19 protein-coding genes are annotated in these 15770 nt (G+C 47.2%); 16 read left to right on the plus strand and 3 right to left on the minus strand.

Annotated features, from left to right (window positions below; all coding sequences use genetic code 11):
* The first annotated feature begins 24 nt into the window (after positions 1 to 24).
* Positions 25 to 249 (plus strand): YqkE family protein, encoded by a 225-nt coding sequence (locus tag BGM27_RS07760; protein WP_007409396.1) that lies wholly within the window; start codon positions 25 to 27, stop codon positions 247 to 249.
* A 32-nt stretch (positions 250 to 281) separates the two neighbouring features.
* On the opposite strand, the gene BGM27_RS07765 is transcribed toward BGM27_RS07760, so the two are convergent.
* The gene (locus BGM27_RS07765) at positions 282 to 1202 is read right to left on the minus strand and encodes an aldo/keto reductase (RefSeq protein ID WP_007409397.1); all 921 of its coding nucleotides are present in this window, start codon (positions 1200 to 1202) and stop codon (positions 282 to 284) included.
* 62 nt (positions 1203 to 1264) lie between these two features.
* Positions 1265 to 1387: a Z-ring formation inhibitor MciZ gene (gene mciZ / locus BGM27_RS07770; protein ID WP_003153315.1), complete on the minus strand. Its 123-nt coding sequence runs from the start codon at positions 1385 to 1387 to the stop codon at positions 1265 to 1267.
* Between the two features lie 78 nt (positions 1388 to 1465).
* Here mciZ and BGM27_RS07775 point away from each other — a divergent pair, with 78 nt between their 5' ends.
* Both BGM27_RS07775 and BGM27_RS07780 read left to right on the plus strand, forming a co-directional pair.
* Complete coding sequence (locus BGM27_RS07775) at positions 1466 to 2020, plus strand: NUDIX hydrolase (protein ID WP_003153317.1); 555 nt, start codon at positions 1466 to 1468, stop codon at positions 2018 to 2020.
* Positions 2020 to 3183, plus strand: a complete 1164-nt coding sequence (locus BGM27_RS07780; RefSeq protein WP_007409398.1) for a TIGR00375 family protein — start codon at positions 2020 to 2022, stop codon at positions 3181 to 3183. Before BGM27_RS07775 ends, BGM27_RS07780 begins: the two co-directional genes overlap by 1 nt.
* 10 nt (positions 3184 to 3193) lie before the next feature.
* On the opposite strand, the gene BGM27_RS07785 is transcribed toward BGM27_RS07780, so the two are convergent.
* Positions 3194 to 3547 (minus strand): helix-turn-helix domain-containing protein, encoded by a 354-nt coding sequence (locus BGM27_RS07785; RefSeq protein ID WP_007409399.1) that lies wholly within the window; start codon positions 3545 to 3547, stop codon positions 3194 to 3196.
* Between the two features lie 176 nt (positions 3548 to 3723).
* On the opposite strand from BGM27_RS07785, the gene BGM27_RS07790 reads away from it, so the two are divergent.
* The 13 genes from BGM27_RS07790 to BGM27_RS07850 all read left to right on the plus strand — a co-directional run bounded on the left by BGM27_RS07790 (position 3724) and on the right by BGM27_RS07850 (position 15752).
* Positions 3724 to 4713: a type I asparaginase gene (locus BGM27_RS07790; protein ID WP_003153321.1), complete on the plus strand. Its 990-nt coding sequence runs from the start codon at positions 3724 to 3726 to the stop codon at positions 4711 to 4713.
* 37 nt (positions 4714 to 4750) lie between these two features.
* On the plus strand, positions 4751 to 6178 hold the full coding sequence (gene aspA / locus BGM27_RS07795) for an aspartate ammonia-lyase (protein ID WP_007409400.1): 1428 nt from the start codon (positions 4751 to 4753) through the stop codon (positions 6176 to 6178).
* Between the two features lie 141 nt (positions 6179 to 6319).
* Positions 6320 to 7726, plus strand: coding sequence for a Na+/H+ antiporter NhaC (gene nhaC, locus BGM27_RS07800; RefSeq protein ID WP_007409401.1), 1407 nt, complete (start codon positions 6320 to 6322; stop codon positions 7724 to 7726).
* Positions 7727 to 7738: 12 nt separating this feature from the next.
* Positions 7739 to 9052, plus strand: a complete 1314-nt coding sequence (locus BGM27_RS07805) for an NAD-dependent malic enzyme (RefSeq protein ID WP_007409402.1) — start codon at positions 7739 to 7741, stop codon at positions 9050 to 9052.
* Between the two features lie 112 nt (positions 9053 to 9164).
* Positions 9165 to 9455: a hypothetical protein gene (locus tag BGM27_RS07810; RefSeq protein WP_003153325.1), complete on the plus strand. Its 291-nt coding sequence runs from the start codon at positions 9165 to 9167 to the stop codon at positions 9453 to 9455.
* 56 nt (positions 9456 to 9511) lie between these two features.
* The gene (locus BGM27_RS07815; protein WP_012117898.1) at positions 9512 to 9739 is read left to right on the plus strand and encodes a hypothetical protein; all 228 of its coding nucleotides are present in this window, start codon (positions 9512 to 9514) and stop codon (positions 9737 to 9739) included.
* A 76-nt stretch (positions 9740 to 9815) separates the two neighbouring features.
* The gene (spoIIM, locus tag BGM27_RS07820) at positions 9816 to 10460 is read left to right on the plus strand and encodes a stage II sporulation protein M (RefSeq protein ID WP_007409404.1); all 645 of its coding nucleotides are present in this window, start codon (positions 9816 to 9818) and stop codon (positions 10458 to 10460) included.
* 112 nt (positions 10461 to 10572) lie between these two features.
* Positions 10573 to 11022: a ferric iron uptake transcriptional regulator gene (gene fur / locus BGM27_RS07825; protein ID WP_003153330.1), complete on the plus strand. Its 450-nt coding sequence runs from the start codon at positions 10573 to 10575 to the stop codon at positions 11020 to 11022.
* Positions 11023 to 11137: 115 nt separating this feature from the next.
* Positions 11138 to 11365, plus strand: a complete 228-nt coding sequence (locus BGM27_RS07830; protein ID WP_007409405.1) for a YqzK family protein — start codon at positions 11138 to 11140, stop codon at positions 11363 to 11365.
* A 7-nt stretch (positions 11366 to 11372) separates the two neighbouring features.
* The gene (gene xerD / locus BGM27_RS07835) at positions 11373 to 12263 is read left to right on the plus strand and encodes a site-specific tyrosine recombinase XerD (protein ID WP_007409406.1); all 891 of its coding nucleotides are present in this window, start codon (positions 11373 to 11375) and stop codon (positions 12261 to 12263) included.
* Positions 12264 to 12431: 168 nt separating this feature from the next.
* Positions 12432 to 13616: a phosphopentomutase gene (gene deoB, locus BGM27_RS07840; RefSeq protein WP_003153338.1), complete on the plus strand. Its 1185-nt coding sequence runs from the start codon at positions 12432 to 12434 to the stop codon at positions 13614 to 13616.
* Positions 13617 to 13627: 11 nt separating this feature from the next.
* The gene (locus tag BGM27_RS07845) at positions 13628 to 14446 is read left to right on the plus strand and encodes a purine-nucleoside phosphorylase (protein WP_007409407.1); all 819 of its coding nucleotides are present in this window, start codon (positions 13628 to 13630) and stop codon (positions 14444 to 14446) included.
* 136 nt (positions 14447 to 14582) lie between these two features.
* Positions 14583 to 15752: a D-alanyl-D-alanine carboxypeptidase family protein gene (locus tag BGM27_RS07850; RefSeq protein ID WP_007409410.1), complete on the plus strand. Its 1170-nt coding sequence runs from the start codon at positions 14583 to 14585 to the stop codon at positions 15750 to 15752.
* Positions 15753 to 15770 lie beyond the last annotated feature (18 nt).

The raw sequence follows: 15770 nt of genomic DNA on the forward strand, positions 1-15770 counted from the left end.
TATTCAGATACGGGGGGCGTCATGATGAAAAAGCAGCTGCCTAAAGAAAAACACAGCTTAAAAGACGATCTGGAGGAAGATCTGAAGGCCAGGCTTTTGCAAATGAAAAGTGAGCTGAAGGAAGAAGACGAGAAAAAACAGGCGCAGCAAAAGGCGGAACAAATCAGAAAACGAAAAGAAAAAGAAAAACATAAAAGCTTTGAAGAGCTGCTGAATGAAAGCAGTCTCGATTGGCACAAATATAAATAAACCGGCATCTGAAAAGGTGCCGGTTTTATTATTTAAGAACGATGGGCTTCGTATACGTCCCGTTTTGTATGGTATTGCAGGGCTTTGATTTCCTGGCTGCTTAAACGCCGGGCCTCTGCAGCCGAACAGTTTTCTCTCAGCTGCTCAAGTGAGCTGGCTCCGGTGATGACAGAAGCGACGGCCGGCTGTGACAGCAAGTATTGAAGAGAAAGCTCCGTCATGCTCAAGTCAGGTGCGGCAGCGCTGATCGCTTTTTTGGTTTCTGCCAGTTCTGCAAAAGAATATGTTAAATAGCCGTTCTCTTTTACGCTTGCGGCCGCTTGATCAAGCGGTTTTTCCGTAAGAAGCCCTTTAGCGACAGGCCCCCTTGCGACTACGCTGATTCCGTTCTCCTCTAAAAGGGGAAGCCACTCCTCGGGACGCCGGTCCAGCAGGCTGTATTGCATCATAACGCTGGTGATATTTGATTTTTTTACATATTCTTTAATAACATTCGGACGAATCGAGGAAATGCCGTAATACCGGATGACACCTTCCTGTTTTAAGTCCTCAAATGCTTCGATCGTTTCGTCAATATGGTCTTCCATCGTGCCGCCATGCAGCTGATAAAGGTCGATATAGTCCGTTTTCAGCCGGCGCAGGCTGTTTTTGACCGCTTCTTTTATGTAGCCCTTGGAAGCGTCCCAATGCCAGCCGTCTTTATCATCATTCCAGCGGTTTCCGGCTTTCGTGGCTAAAATGATGTCGTGCCTGCGGTTTTTGACGGCCTCCCCGACAATTTCCTCATTTCTGCCGAAATCATAAAGATCAGCGGTATCTAAATAATTGATTCCAAGCTCGATCGCTTCATCCAAAATAGACAGCGCTTTAGCTTTATCCGTGCCCAGCGACATACAGCCGAGCCCGATTTCGCTTATTTCTAAATCAGAATGTCCCAGTGTGCGTTTTCTCATCGTTTCGCTCCTTTTTATAGTCTTTTATTGACCGTAATATAAAGGCGCGAAGTTTTCAACTGTTAAGGCCCGGTGATCCAATCTCCGACATAGCGGAATGTCCGTCCGTATTCTTTCAGTTTAGCCCGCACTTCCCACGCCTTTCCGACCAATACGATACTCTTATCCTTCCGGTACACCTTCAATCGAAAAGCACCTCCCTCTCATGCATGTATGATAAAATATATGAGGCATAATAGAGAGACAGAACGGGAGATGACATGATGAAACATTTAGAAGAAAAAACACTTGCGAAAAAAAAGCTGTATGACGGGAAAGTCATAGATCTTTACTTAGAGGATGTAGAGCTCCCGAACGGAAAAACAAGCAAGCGGGAAATCGTCAAACATCCGGGAGCAGTGGCCGTACTTGCGGTGACCGAGGAAGGAAAAATCATTTTGGTGAACCAGTTCAGAAAGCCGCTGGAACGGACAATCGTTGAAATTCCGGCCGGGAAGCTTGAAAAGGGGGAAGAGCCGGAACATACGGCGTTAAGAGAGCTCGAGGAAGAAACGGGATATACGGCGGAAACCTTGACGAAAATCACCGCTTTTTATACATCACCCGGGTTTGCTGATGAAATCGTGCATCTCTTTCTTGCGGAAGGGCTTTCGCCGCTGGAAGAAAAACGAGAGCTGGATGAGGATGAATTTGTCGAAGTCATGCAGGTCACGCTTGAAGAGGCCGTGAAGCTGATTGAATCCCGCAGGGTGTATGACGCAAAAACGGCGTACGCGATTCAGTATCTCCAGCTGAAAGAAGCGCTGAAGGAAAAATGATGAAAACCATCTATGCGGATCTGCATATTCATATCGGCCGCACCTATACGGGAAAACCGGTCAAAATCACCGGGGCCAAAACGTTGACGCTGCACCGGATTTTAGAAGAAGCCAGTGAGGGGAAGGGAATTGAACTATTGGGCATCATCGACTGCCATTCCCCGGAAGTCATAGAAGAAATCGAGCGCGGAATTGATGAAGGCGGATACCGTGAGCTGAAAGAAGGCGGCATCCGGTATCGGAATACGACGCTTCTGTTGGGCAGTGAGCTTGAAATCTATGATCACACATGCCGCGGGCCGATTCACGTTCTCGTCTTTATGCCGTCTCTTGCCGAAATGAAGATGTTTTCTGAGTGGCTTGCAAAAAGGCTTAAAAATATCCATCTCAGTTCCCAGCGCATTTATGAAACCGGTTTGAATCTTCAAAGGAAAACAAAGGAATTGGGCGGGCTGTTTATTCCCGCCCATATGTTCACCCCGCATAAAAGCCTGTACGGAAAAGGAGTCATATCTTCTTTGACAGAAGTTTTCGACCCGGCGCTCATTGACGCGGCGGAACTCGGATTAAGCTGTGACACCGACATGGCTTCGCGGGTAACAGAACTTGATCCGTATACATTTTTAACAAATTCTGATGCGCATTCCTTAGGAAAAATCGGCAGAGAATATAATGAAATGCTTCTTAAAGAAGCGAATTTCACGGAATTTTCGCTGGCTTTAAAAGGGAAGGACGGAAGAAAAATCACGGCGAATTACGGGCTGAACCCGAAGCTCGGGAAGTATTACCGGACGGCTTGCGACCGCTGCGGCAGCCCGGTTGAAAAAGGAGCTTCCGCATGTCCGGAGTGCGGGGGGAAAACAATGACAAAAGGGGTCAGTGAACGGCTGGAGGAACTGAGCGGACCGAAAAAAAGCCGCATGCCGCGGCCGCCGTATATTCATCAAATCCCGCTGCAGTTCATTCCCGGGGTCGGGCCGAAAACGTTAGAAAAACTGAAGCGGGCCTTCGGGACGGAGATGGCGATTCTTCATCAGGCGCAAGAAGAGGAATTGGCGCGTGTCGTCCAGCCTAAAATAGCGGCTGTCATTCATAAAGCGCGCACCGGGCAGCTCGTCCTTGAGGCCGGGGGCGGAGGGACGTACGGCAGAATCAAGCCGTAAAAGCCGGTTTTTAACGGAGCTCCTCCTGCACCTTCTTTTTCGTGCGGACAAACGCAATCAATTCGATGATTTCATCCTGATTCAGCGGCTGTCCGTCAACGGTCAGTGTGCCGCGGCCTTGTGCGGCGTTTGTTAATTCGATGGTCTGGGCAAACGGCTCCGCCTTTTTTTCAGTGCGCCCGAGTAAATCGTCGCACGTCGTGTCAAACAGATCGGCAAGCGTGCCCAGCGCCTCGAATGACGGACGCCGGTATCCTGATTCATACCCGGCGTACGTGCTTTTGGCGATGCCGAGACGGTCAGCCGTATATTGAAGAGACCAATTTTTCTTTTTTCTCAGTTCAGTTAAACGATCTAAATTCATATTCAAAACCGCTCCTTTTCACTTGAGCAAATTATATCATATCGATATGCAAAAGTGTACGCGAATTGAATAATAATCACTTGATTAATTTCATTCGTCTGTCTATAATTTGATTAAAAGTATGCGAAAAGCGAATGCTTAACACATCTTGAGAAATGGATGAAGAGGTGCAGGGTATGAAAAAATTATTGCTGTTAACAACCGGAGGAACAATCGCCTCAGTCGAAGGAGAAAACGGGCTTGCACCCGGGGTGAAAGCAGACGAATTGTTAACCTACGTATCAAAACTTGATAACGATTACACGATGGAAACCCATTCGTTAATGAACATCGACAGCACAAATATGCAGCCTGAATACTGGGCCGAAATCGCAAATGCTGTCAAAGAAAAATATGACGCATATGACGGGTTCGTCATTACGCACGGGACAGACACAATGGCTTATACATCAGCGGCACTGTCTTATATGCTTCAGCATGCTGATAAACCGATCGTCATTACGGGTTCGCAAATCCCGATTACATTTCAAAAAACCGATGCCAAAAAAAATATCACGGACGCGATCCGCTTCGCATGTGAAGGGGTGGGCGGCGTATACGTCGTATTTGACGGCAGAGTCATTCAAGGCACACGCGCCATTAAATTAAGAACGAAAAGCTATGATGCATTTGAGAGCATTAACTATCCGTATATCGCGTTTATTACCGAAAACGGAATTGAATACAACAAACAAGTGCACATGCCAAAAGACGATGCTTTTACGGTCAATACTTCACTTTGCACGGACGTGTGCCTGCTCAAGCTACACCCGGGGCTGAAACCGGAAATGTTTGACGCATTAAAGGGCATGTACAAAGGAATCGTCATTGAAAGCTACGGCAGCGGCGGCGTGCCGTTTGAAGGAAGAGACATTCTCGCCAAAGTCAATGAAATGATTGAAAGCGGCATTGTCGTCGTCATTACGACACAATGTCTTGAAGAAGGAGAGGACATGAGCGTCTATGAAGTCGGCCGAAGAGTCAATCAAGATCTCATTATCCGCTCCAGAAATATGAACACGGAAGCCATCGTGCCGAAATTAATGTGGGCGCTCGGCCAGTCTCACAACTTGGCTGAAGTCAAAAACATTATGGAGACACCGATCGCAGACGACGTTGTACTGTAAAAACATGACTACCACAAAGAGAAAGTAGGGTTTTAGCATGACAAACGCGCAAAAAGAATATCGTCAGGAAAAAGATTTCCTCGGAGAAAAACAAATTGAAGCTGATGTGTATTACGGAATACAAACGCTGCGCGCGAAAGAAAACTTTCCGATTACCGGCTACCGCATCCACGAAGAAATGATTAATGCGCTCGCCATCGTCAAAAAAGCGGCGGCGCTTGCCAACATGGATGTAAAACGGCTGTATGAAGGAATCGGAAATGCGATTGTACAGGCCGCAGATGAAATTCTTGAGGGAAAATGGCATGACCAATTTATCGTCGATCCGATCCAAGGGGGAGCCGGAACGTCCATGAACATGAATGCCAACGAAGTAATCGGCAACAGGGCTCTTGAAATCATGGGGCATAAAAAAGGTGAATACATTCACCTCAGCCCGAACACACACGTCAACATGTCACAATCGACGAACGACGTGTTCCCGACGGCAATCCATATTTCAACCTTGAAACTTTTGGATAAGCTCCTTGATACGATGGCGCATATGCTCAGTGTCTTTAAAGATAAAGCGAAACAATTTGATTCTGTCATTAAAATGGGGCGCACACACCTTCAGGACGCTGTGCCGATCCGTCTCGGACAGGAATTTGAAGCATACAGCCGCGTGCTTGAGCGTGACATAAAGCGAATTAAACAATCCCGCCAGCATCTGTATGAAGTAAACATGGGGGCAACGGCCGTAGGTACGGGGCTTAACGCCGATCCGCGCTACATAGAACAGGTTGTGAAGCACCTGGCTGACATCAGCGGACTGCCGCTTGTCGGCGCCGGCCATTTGGTTGACGCCACACAAAACACTGATGCGTATACGGAAGTTTCAGCCGCGTTGAAAGTATGCATGATGAACATGTCTAAAATCGCCAACGATCTGCGCTTAATGGCTTCAGGTCCGCGCGCGGGACTTGCGGAAATTTCATTGCCCGCCCGTCAGCCGGGATCATCTATTATGCCTGGGAAAGTCAACCCTGTAATGGCAGAGCTGATCAACCAAATCGCCTTCCAGGTCATCGGGAATGACAATACGATCTGCCTCGCTTCAGAAGCGGGCCAGCTGGAGCTTAACGTAATGGAGCCGGTACTCGTATTTAACCTGCTTCAATCCATCAGCATCATGAATAACGGGTTCCGTTCATTTACCGATCATTGTCTGGCGGGAATTGAAGCCAACGAAAAACGTCTGAAGCAATACGTGGAAAAAAGTGTCGGCGTCATTACAGCGGTCAATCCGCACCTTGGGTATGAAGCGGCTGCGCGAATTGCCCGTGAAGCAATCATGACGGGGCAATCTGTAAGAGATCTCTGCCTTCAAAATGATGTACTGACAGAAGAAGAATTGGATATCATTTTGAATCCGTATGAAATGACAAAACCGGGGATTGCCGGAAAAGAACTATTAGAAAAATAAATTTTAAAGCAACAACAGCCGCCTTTTCACGTTTTTTAGTGAATAGGCGGTTGCCATACAAAGGGATGAGGCAGTATAGTATAATTTGTTATATCATTTGATGAAAGCGTTTTAGCTTTTTTCTTCTAGGGGGATTTTCTTGTGAAAGAGGCCAGATTGCCAAATTTATTGGAAATTATTATCTTATTATTCGGGTTTTTAGCACTTGTCTTATCGTTCACAGTGTTTTTAGACCTGCCGATCCAGCTAGCTCTATTAATATCCTGGTTTTTCGCTATTATTCTCGGAGTCAGGCTGGGATATTCATATAAAGACTTGCAGGCTTCGATTGTCACCGGGATATCAAACGGTCTTGAAGCGGTATTGATTCTCGTTTCGGTCGGTGCGCTCATCGGGACATGGATTGCCGGCGGCGTTGTGCCGACGTTAATTTATTATGGTTTAGAGTTTATTAATCCTCATATTTTCCTTCTGGCTACACTGGTTATTTGTTCCGTTATGTCCGTTGCGACCGGAACGTCGTGGGGAACCGTGGGAACCGCGGGGATCGCCATGATTGCCATCGGAGAGGGAATGGGTATACCGCTTCCGATCGTAGCGGGAGCCGTTTTGTCCGGGGCTTACTTCGGAGACAAGCTTTCACCGCTGTCTGACAGTACGGTGCTTGCCTCCACGCTTTCTAAGGTGGATGTGCTGTCACACGTCAGAGCGATGATGTATCTGTCAATTCCGTCCTATATTATTACGGCCATTCTGTTTACCGTAACGGGATTTATATACGGCGGAAAAAATATTGATCTCGACAAAGTGGAATTTTTAAAATCTTCATTGCAGAAAACATTTGACATTCATATATGGATGCTCATTCCGGCTGTTGTCGTCGTTGTCCTTCTGATTTTGAAAAAGCCGTCTATGCCCGTTATTATCATCGGTGCTTTGCTTGGCGCAATCTGGGCTTCCGTCTTTCAGGGAATGAATTTTGCCAGTGCCATCGCGACTGCTTATAATGGTTTTTCTATTAAAACGGACGTCGAATTTTTAAATGGCCTGTTAAACCGCGGAGGCATTACCGGTATGCTGGATACGTTAGTCGTTATCCTGTTCGGTCTTGGTTTTGGAGGAATTCTTGAGAAGCTCGGCGTATTAAAAGTGATTGTCTCAACTTTTGAGAAAAAGCTGACCACACCGGGAAATGTGACGCTTTCGACATTGATCGTCGCCCTTTTAGGAAACATTTTCGGCTGTGCGATGTACGTGTCATTGATCCTGACGCCGAAAATCATGGAGAACAGTTATGATAAACTGAAACTTGACAGAAGAGTTTTATCCCGGAACGCAGAGGTGGGCGGCACGCTTACTTCAGGGATGGTGCCGTGGTCTGATAACGGCATCTATATGGCCGGCATTCTCGGCGTATCCACATTTTCTTATCTGCCGTTCATGTGGCTCAGTTTTGTATCTATCGGACTGGCAATATTGTACGGATACACGGGGAAATTCATTTGGTACACGAAAGAAAAATCCTTGCAATCTCAAAAATTGGGTTAGGAGGTTCATTTCATGATTACAAAGCATATGATTCGGACGTTAATGATTGAAACGCCGACTGTTCCCGGAAATCTCGGAAAAGTGGCAACCGCCATCGGAGTGATGGGCGGAGATATCGGGGAAGTTGAAACCGTTAAAGTCGGCCCGAACTACACAATGCGCAACATTACGGTGCAGGCCGAAAATGAAGAGCAGCTGCAGGAAATCATTCAAGCCATTGAAGCTCTGGGTGAAGGCATCCGGCTTCATACAGTCTCAGATGAAGTGCTCTCTGCTCATGAAGGCGGCAAAATTCAGATGAAAAGCAAAATGCCGATCCGGACACTGGCTGAGCTTGGGCGTGTTTATACGCCGGGTGTCGCCGATGTGTGCAGACTGATCGAAAACGAGCCTGAAAAAGCGTCCATCTATACGACAATCAGCAATTCTGTCGCCATTGTCACCGACGGAACGGCGATTCTCGGCCTCGGCAATATCGGCTCTGTCGCCGGAATGCCCGTAATGGAAGGGAAAGCCGCGCTTTTTGACCAGCTGGCGGGTATCAGCGGAATTCCGATTTTGCTCGATACCTCTGATCCGGAAGAAATCATTCGCACGGTAAAACATATTTCCCCGGGGTTCAGCGGAATTCTGCTTGAAGATATCGGTTCGCCCCACTGCTTTGACATTGAAGACCGCCTGAAAGAAGAACTGGACATTCCGGTTATGCACGATGACCAGCACGGCACGGCGGTCGTCACGCTCGCCGCCGCCATTTCCGCTTGTAAAAGCGCCGGTCTTGATTTAAAAGAAGCGAAGGTCGGTCAGATCGGTCTCGGCGCGGCAGGCGTCGCCATCTGCCGCATGTTTATGGCATACGGAGTCAAAGCGGTCTGCGGAACGGACAAGTCAGAAGACGCAATGAACCGCCTCGCTCAGTACGGAGGTCAGCCGCTTGGAAGCATCAAAGAATTAATGGACACGTGTGACATTGTGATCAGCACCACAGGAGTTCCGGGTCTCATTAAAAAAGAGGATGTCAGAAAAGGACACGTCATTCTGGCTTTATCTAATCCGAAACCGGAGATTGAACCGGAAGAGGCATTACAAGCCGGAGCCGCTTATGCAGCTGACGGCCGTTCGGTCAATAATGTTCTCGGCTTCCCGGGGATTTTCCGCGGCGCGCTGAACGCCAAAAGCAAGAAAATCGACCATGAAATGCTTGTGGCGGCCGCAGAAGCCATCGCCTCTTGCACGAAACACGGCGATCTCGTGCCTCAGCCTTTGGATGCGGACGTGCATCAAGCCGTATCAGCAGCCGTAGAACGGGCTGCGGCAGGAAAATAAACAACTCTTACAGTACCGGACATGTGCCGGTGCTGTTTTTTTATCATGAATAGGAAGCGGAATTCTTAGGCAGGCTAACAGATAGCAAAAGACGGAATAAAGAGGTGTCGATGTGGATTATTTTCCGCTGATCCATACAAATATTTGGGATGCTGTGATCGGCGTGCCGGTCGTCTTATGCGTCACACAGCTGATCAAAGTGTTCTGCCGGGTTCCGGGCATATTCGTTCCCACGATTGCCCTTGCTGCCGGAAATGTTGTGTCTATCGTTTTCGGTCATCATGAACACGTGTATGCGGGGATTTTTATGGGGTTTTTTTACGGATACGCCGCAATGGGGAGCTATTCATCTGCCAAAACGTCTCTGCGCGCTTACCGGTCGAAACATGAGCCGTATTCATGAACACATCCGGATTTTTTTGTTATGATAAAGAAAAGGGAAAAAGGAGCGGTTGGCACATGGCGAAGAGCAAAACGAAAAAAATGCGGGAGCATCTCAAAAGAAACGGGATGCGTGACGCAGTCCTGTCAAGGGGGACAGCGCCGTCTTTCAGCACCCATGAAAGAGTGACGAAAACCAAAAAAGACAGGCTTGAAAGAATAAAGCATAAAAAAAGGAACCCCTATGATCACCGGAGTGATGACGGGGGTTCTTTTTTTATGCCTGAATCTCGCGCCTTTCTATGATTTCTCTGTCATGTTTTCTCTTTTCTTTCATACAATCTACTAAATCAAGTCAATAGATTAGCGGGAGGAAAGCGGTATGAGAAAACAATCGTACAAAGAACTGTTTTTTCGCCATGTAAAGGATCATCTGTCACTTTATATATTTGTGTTCGTCTTGTTTTTGATGGGGGTCATTTTCGGGGCGATCATCGTCAACAGCATGACCATCACGCAGAAAGAAGATTTGTATTACTATTTAAGCAAGTTTTTCGGACAGCTGTCTGACGGAAAACATGCCGGCGCTTCAGAAATGTTTTGGCAGGCCGTCTTTCATGATGTGAAATATTTGGGGCTGATGTGGATTCTCGGTATTTCCGTGATCGGTCTTCCGGTTATTTTCATTATGGTGTTCTTAAAAGGAATCGTGGTCGGCTTCACGGTCGGTTTTTTAGTGAATCAAATGGGGATGAACGGGTTTTTCCTGTCATTTATTTCGGTTCTGCCGCAAAACATCGTTCTCATTCCGGCGTATCTTATCATGGGGACATGCTCCATCGCTTTTTCACTGAAACTGATCCGGCAGCTGTTTGTCAAACGCAGCCTTCATGACGCGCCGATCCAATGGTTCGGACGTTACGCCTTCGTGCTGATTCTCATCGTTTTCTTCTCGGTCATCGCCTCGCTGCTCGAGGCGTACGTGTCTCCGCTGTTTATGGAAAAGCTGTCATCACGCATATTTTAGAATGATTATCACAAAATAATACTTTTATTTATCAGTTTATAATAATTATAGTTGGAACTCTGCGCGTATTTTGTTATAATGAGTCATGGAATGCGGCGTAGGAGGGAAAGACATGGAAAACCGTATTGATCGAATTAAAAAGCAGCTGCACTCGTCAAGCTACAAGCTTACGCCACAGCGGGAAGCAACGGTAAGAGTGCTGCTTGAAAACGAAGAAGACCATTTAAGCGCAGAAGATGTATACCTCCTCGTAAAAGAGAAATCTCCTGAAATTGGTCTCGCTACAGTATACCGTACATTAGAATTATTAACAGAATTAAAAGTCGTTGATAAAATTAACTTCGGGGACGGCGTATCCCGCTACGACCTTCGCAAAGAAGGCGCGGCTCACTTTCATCACCATTTGGTGTGCATGGAGTGCGGAGCCGTCGATGAAATTGAAGAAGATCTGCTTGAAGACGTTGAAGAAGTGATTGAACGTGATTGGAAATTTAAAATTAAAGATCATAGATTGACTTTTCACGGAATCTGCCACCGCTGCCGCGGGGATGAAACAGAGTAAAAGCCTACGAACCTTTTCTGCCAGGAAAGGGTTTTTTGCTGTTTTTATGTATAAAAGCCTTTGAAATTGGCATAAGGTGTACTAACAGCCGCCAAAAGAAAGGGTCGATCGAAAGATGGGCAGATTCATAAAAACAGCCGCGGATACGATCAAAGTGTTTATTCTGTTCACAGGTTTTACCGCGCTGTTCTATTATGCTATGATATGGGTGAATTCAGAGTATGAAAACTATCATCGGTACGATAAACCGGAAGGCTCCGCCGTCAAAGTGGCCAAAACGGAACAAGAGGATAAAGACGGCTGGTTCGGCCGATTGATCTTTTTTTACCAAAACGGGGAGTAGATCAAGAGTGAAGGATCAAATTAAGGATTTCATCCATTATGTGAGGGTTGAAAGAGGGCTGTCCCAAAATACGATGATGTCCTATGAGCGTGATCTGAAAAGTTATTCTCTCTTCTTAACTGAAAGCCTTCAGATCACTTCATGGAATGATGTGACCCGTCTTCATATTATTCAATATTTAAAGCATATAAAGGACTCCGGGAAATCCGGCAAGACGTCTGCGAGGCATTTGGCGTCAATCCGGTCTTTTCATCAATTTCTGTTAAGGGAAAAAGCCGCGGATAAAGATCCTTCGGTACATATTGAAACACAAAAAACAGAGCGGACGCTTCCGAAAGTATTGGCGCTTCAGGAAGTTGAGCGGTTATTGGACACGCCTAAGCTTGACAGCCCGTTCGGCCTCAGGGATAAAGCCATGCTTGAACTGCTGTACGCGACCGGCATCAGGGTCAGCGAGATGATCGAGCTGAAATTATCCGACGTCCATTTGACGATGGGATTTGTCCGCTGCTTCGGAAAAGGGCGGAAAGAGCGGATTGTGCCGATTGGTGAAGCCGCTTCTCATGCGATAGAAGCATACATTGAAAAAGCCAGAGGGAAATTATTAAAGAAAAACGTAACCGAAGCGCTTTTTCTGAATCATCACGGCAGGCAGATCAGCCGTCAGGGATTCTGGAAAAACCTGAAAAAAATCGCACTTGAAGCGGGGATTAAAAAAGAGCTGACACCGCACACGCTCCGGCACTCCTTTGCAACGCACCTGCTCGAAAACGGGGCGGATCTGCGCGCCGTGCAGGAGATGCTCGGACATGCCGATATTTCCACGACGCAAATTTATACGCATGTGACGAAAACAAGGCTGAAGGACGTGTACAAACAGTATCATCCGCGCGCTTAGGAGCCGCTGCCAGAGGGGCCGCGGCTTTTTTTGCCGGATTGGCGGAATACAGAGAAGGTTCTAATTATTTGAATCGGCATTGTCAACAAGAATGTAAACGGTTTATACTTGAGTTGTCTGACCTCTGTAAGCTACAATGGACAGATGGAAGAAAAGGAGGCTTTTATGATGTCTGAATACAAATATAACCGGGTATTTTTGATCGTAATGGATTCTGTCGGAATCGGTGAAGCGCCGGACGCCGCCGATTTTAATGATATAGGCGCAAATACGCTCGGACACATCGCAGAGCACATGAACGGCTTACATATGCCCCATATGGCGCAGCTCGGTCTCGGACTGATCGGAGACATTAAGGGCGTGGAAAAAACGGAGCACCCTCTTGCGTACTACGGAAAAATGCAGGAGGCGTCAAACGGGAAAGATACGATGACGGGGCACTGGGAGATTATGGGCCTCTACATTGAAAAACCGTTTAAAGTGTTCCCGGAAGGATTTCCGGATGAACTTCTTCAGGAACTTGAGCGGCGTTCAGGACGGAAAATCATCGGAAATAAGCCGGCTTCAGGCACGGCGATTCTGGACGAGCTCGGAAAAGAACATATGGAAACGGGTGCGCTGATCGTTTATACATCAGCAGATTCCGTACTGCAGATTGCGGCTCACGAAGATGTCGTTCCGCTGGAAGAGCTGTACAGCATCTGTGAAACGGCCAGAGAACTGACGCTTGATCCGAAATACATGGTCGGCCGGATTATCGCAAGACCGTTCGTCGGAGAACCGGGCAGCTTCAAACGCACGCCGAACCGTCATGATTATGCGCTCAAACCGTTCGGCCGCACGGTAATGAACGGAATGAAAGACAGCGGATTAGACGTCATTTCCATCGGCAAAATTTCTGATATTTATGACGGAGAAGGCATTACATCTTCCCGCCGCACGGTATCTAATATGGATGGCATGGACAAAGTGATTGAAACGCTCGGTGAAGAGTTTACGGGTCTGAGCTTTGCCAACCTCGTTGATTTTGACGCGCTGTACGGACACCGCCGCGATCCGGAAGGGTACGGTAAAGCGCTCGAGGAATTCGACGCGAGGCTTCCGGAAGTGTTTGAGAAAATGAAAGAAGACGATCTGCTTATCATCACTGCGGATCACGGCAATGATCCTGTCCATCACGGCACAGATCACACGAGGGAGTATGTGCCGCTTCTTGTGTACAGCAAAAAGCACAAACACACTGAACAGCTGCCGCTTGCGGATACATTTGCCGATATCGGCGCAACCATTGCGGATAATTTCAAAACGGAAAAGCCGGAATACGGAAAAAGCTTTTTATCAAGATTACAGTAGGGGGACTTTTTTTGAAACAAAAGATCGAACGTGCTGCTGCATTTATTAAAGAACACGTGAAAGAAACACCAAAGATCGGTCTGATTTTAGGGTCAGGGCTCGGCGTATTGGCCGATGAAATTGAAGGAGCTGTCAAGCTTACATATGAAACGATCCCTGATTTTCCGGTCTCAACGGTAGAAGGCCATGCCGGCCAGCTTGTGATGGGAACGCTTGAAGGCGTGCAGGTCATCGCGATGCAGGGCCGCTTTCATTACTATGAAGGCTACTCAATGGATCAGGTCACATTTCCCGTCCGCGTGATGAAGGCGCTCGGCGTTGAATCTCTTGTCGTGACGAACGCAGCCGGCGGTATCAACACTGAATTCCGCGCCGGCGATCTGATGATTATTACAGACCACATCAACTTTACGGGCACCAACCCGTTAATCGGGCCGAACGAAGCTGAATTCGGACCGAGATTCCCGGACATGTCAGAAGCCTATGACAAAGAGCTGTCAGGCTTGGCTGAAAAAACGGCCGATGAGCTGGGCATTCCTGTTCAAAAAGGGGTGTATACAGCTGTTACGGGGCCGTCTTACGAAACGCCTGCTGAGGTTCGGTTTTTAAGAACGATGGGTTCTGACGCTGTCGGCATGTCGACCGTGCCGGAAGTCATCGTCGCCAACCACGCGGGGATGCGCGTGCTCGGCATCTCATGCATTTCCAACGCGGCGGCAGGTATTCTTGACCAGCCGTTATCCCATGAAGAAGTAATGGAAATGACGGAAAAAGTAAAAGGCGGCTTTTTGAAGCTTGTAAAAGCCGTAGTCGCACGATCTCAAAAATAAGTCAGCATCAGTCAGCTGTTTCTTCGGAAGCAGCTGTTTTTTTGTGCCCTCAACACGAAACATTTTCCAGATGAGGCGTATAAAACCACCGGATTTGGAAAAAATAAAAAGGATTATGAAATGGAGGGCTTTGGAGATGAAACGTCTTATATCCACTTTGTTGATTGGCATTTTATTAACGGCATCAGCACCGTCCGCTTTTGCAAAGCCGGACGGAAAACATACATCGGAGCTCGCTCATGAAGCCAAAAGCGCCGTGCTGATTGAACGCGATACGGGAAGCATTCTTTATAACAAGAACAGCCGGGAGCGTCTGGCGCCGGCAAGCATGACAAAAATTATGACCATGCTTTTAATCATGGAAGCGCTTGACAAAGGGAAAATAAAGATGAGCGATAAAGTCAGGACGAGTGAACATGCCGCGTCCATGGGCGGATCACAGATTTTCCTTGAACCCGGAGAAGAAATGACGGTAAAAGAAATGCTCAAAGGAATTGCGATAGCTTCCGGAAATGACGCATCCGTCGCAATGGCGGAGTATATTGCCGGTTCAGAAGAGGATTTCGTCAGCCGGATGAACAAAAAAGCAAAAGAATTGGGATTGAAAGATACCTCCTTCAAAAACCCGACGGGACTGCCTGAAAAAGACCATTACAGCTCTGCTTATGACATGGCGAAAATGGCGAAGGAATTATTAAAGTATGATAAAATCACTCAATTTACGGGAACGTATGAGGATTATTTAAGAGAAAATACAGACAAAAAGTTCTGGCTCGTCAATACAAACCGGCTGATCAAATTTTATCCGGGCGTAGACGGCGTGAAGACGGGCTTTACAGGCGAAGCGAAGTATTGTTTAACCGCCACCGCTAAAAAAGGAAATATGAGGGTCATTGCTGTTGTTTTCGGAGCCAGCACTCCGAAAGAAAGAAATGCCCAAGTGACCAAAATGCTTGATTACGCCTTCAGCCAGTTCAAAACACACCCGCTGTACAAACGGGATCAAATCGTCGGAACGGTAAAAGTAAAAAAAGGAAAACAGAAACTGATCAAGCTGACCACATCTGAGCCGATTTCTCTTCTGGCCAAAAAGGGAGAGAACATGGACAAAGTAAAAAAAGAAGTGAAAATCAACGGCAATGTAACGGCTCCGGTTAAAAAAGGAGAGGTGCTCGGCAGCCTCGTTCTGAAAAAAGACGGAAAGGTGCTCGTTGAAAGCCCGGTCACGGCAAAAGACGACATGGAAAAAGCGGGTTTTCTCACTTTTCTGAAGCGGACGATGGGAGATTGGACTAAATTTAAATAATCGTGGCGAACGGGCACT

This window comes from Bacillus sp. FJAT-27001, assembly GCF_019039175.1.
In the GTDB taxonomy this organism is placed as follows: Bacteria; Bacillota; Bacilli; order Bacillales; family Bacillaceae; genus Bacillus; species Bacillus velezensis.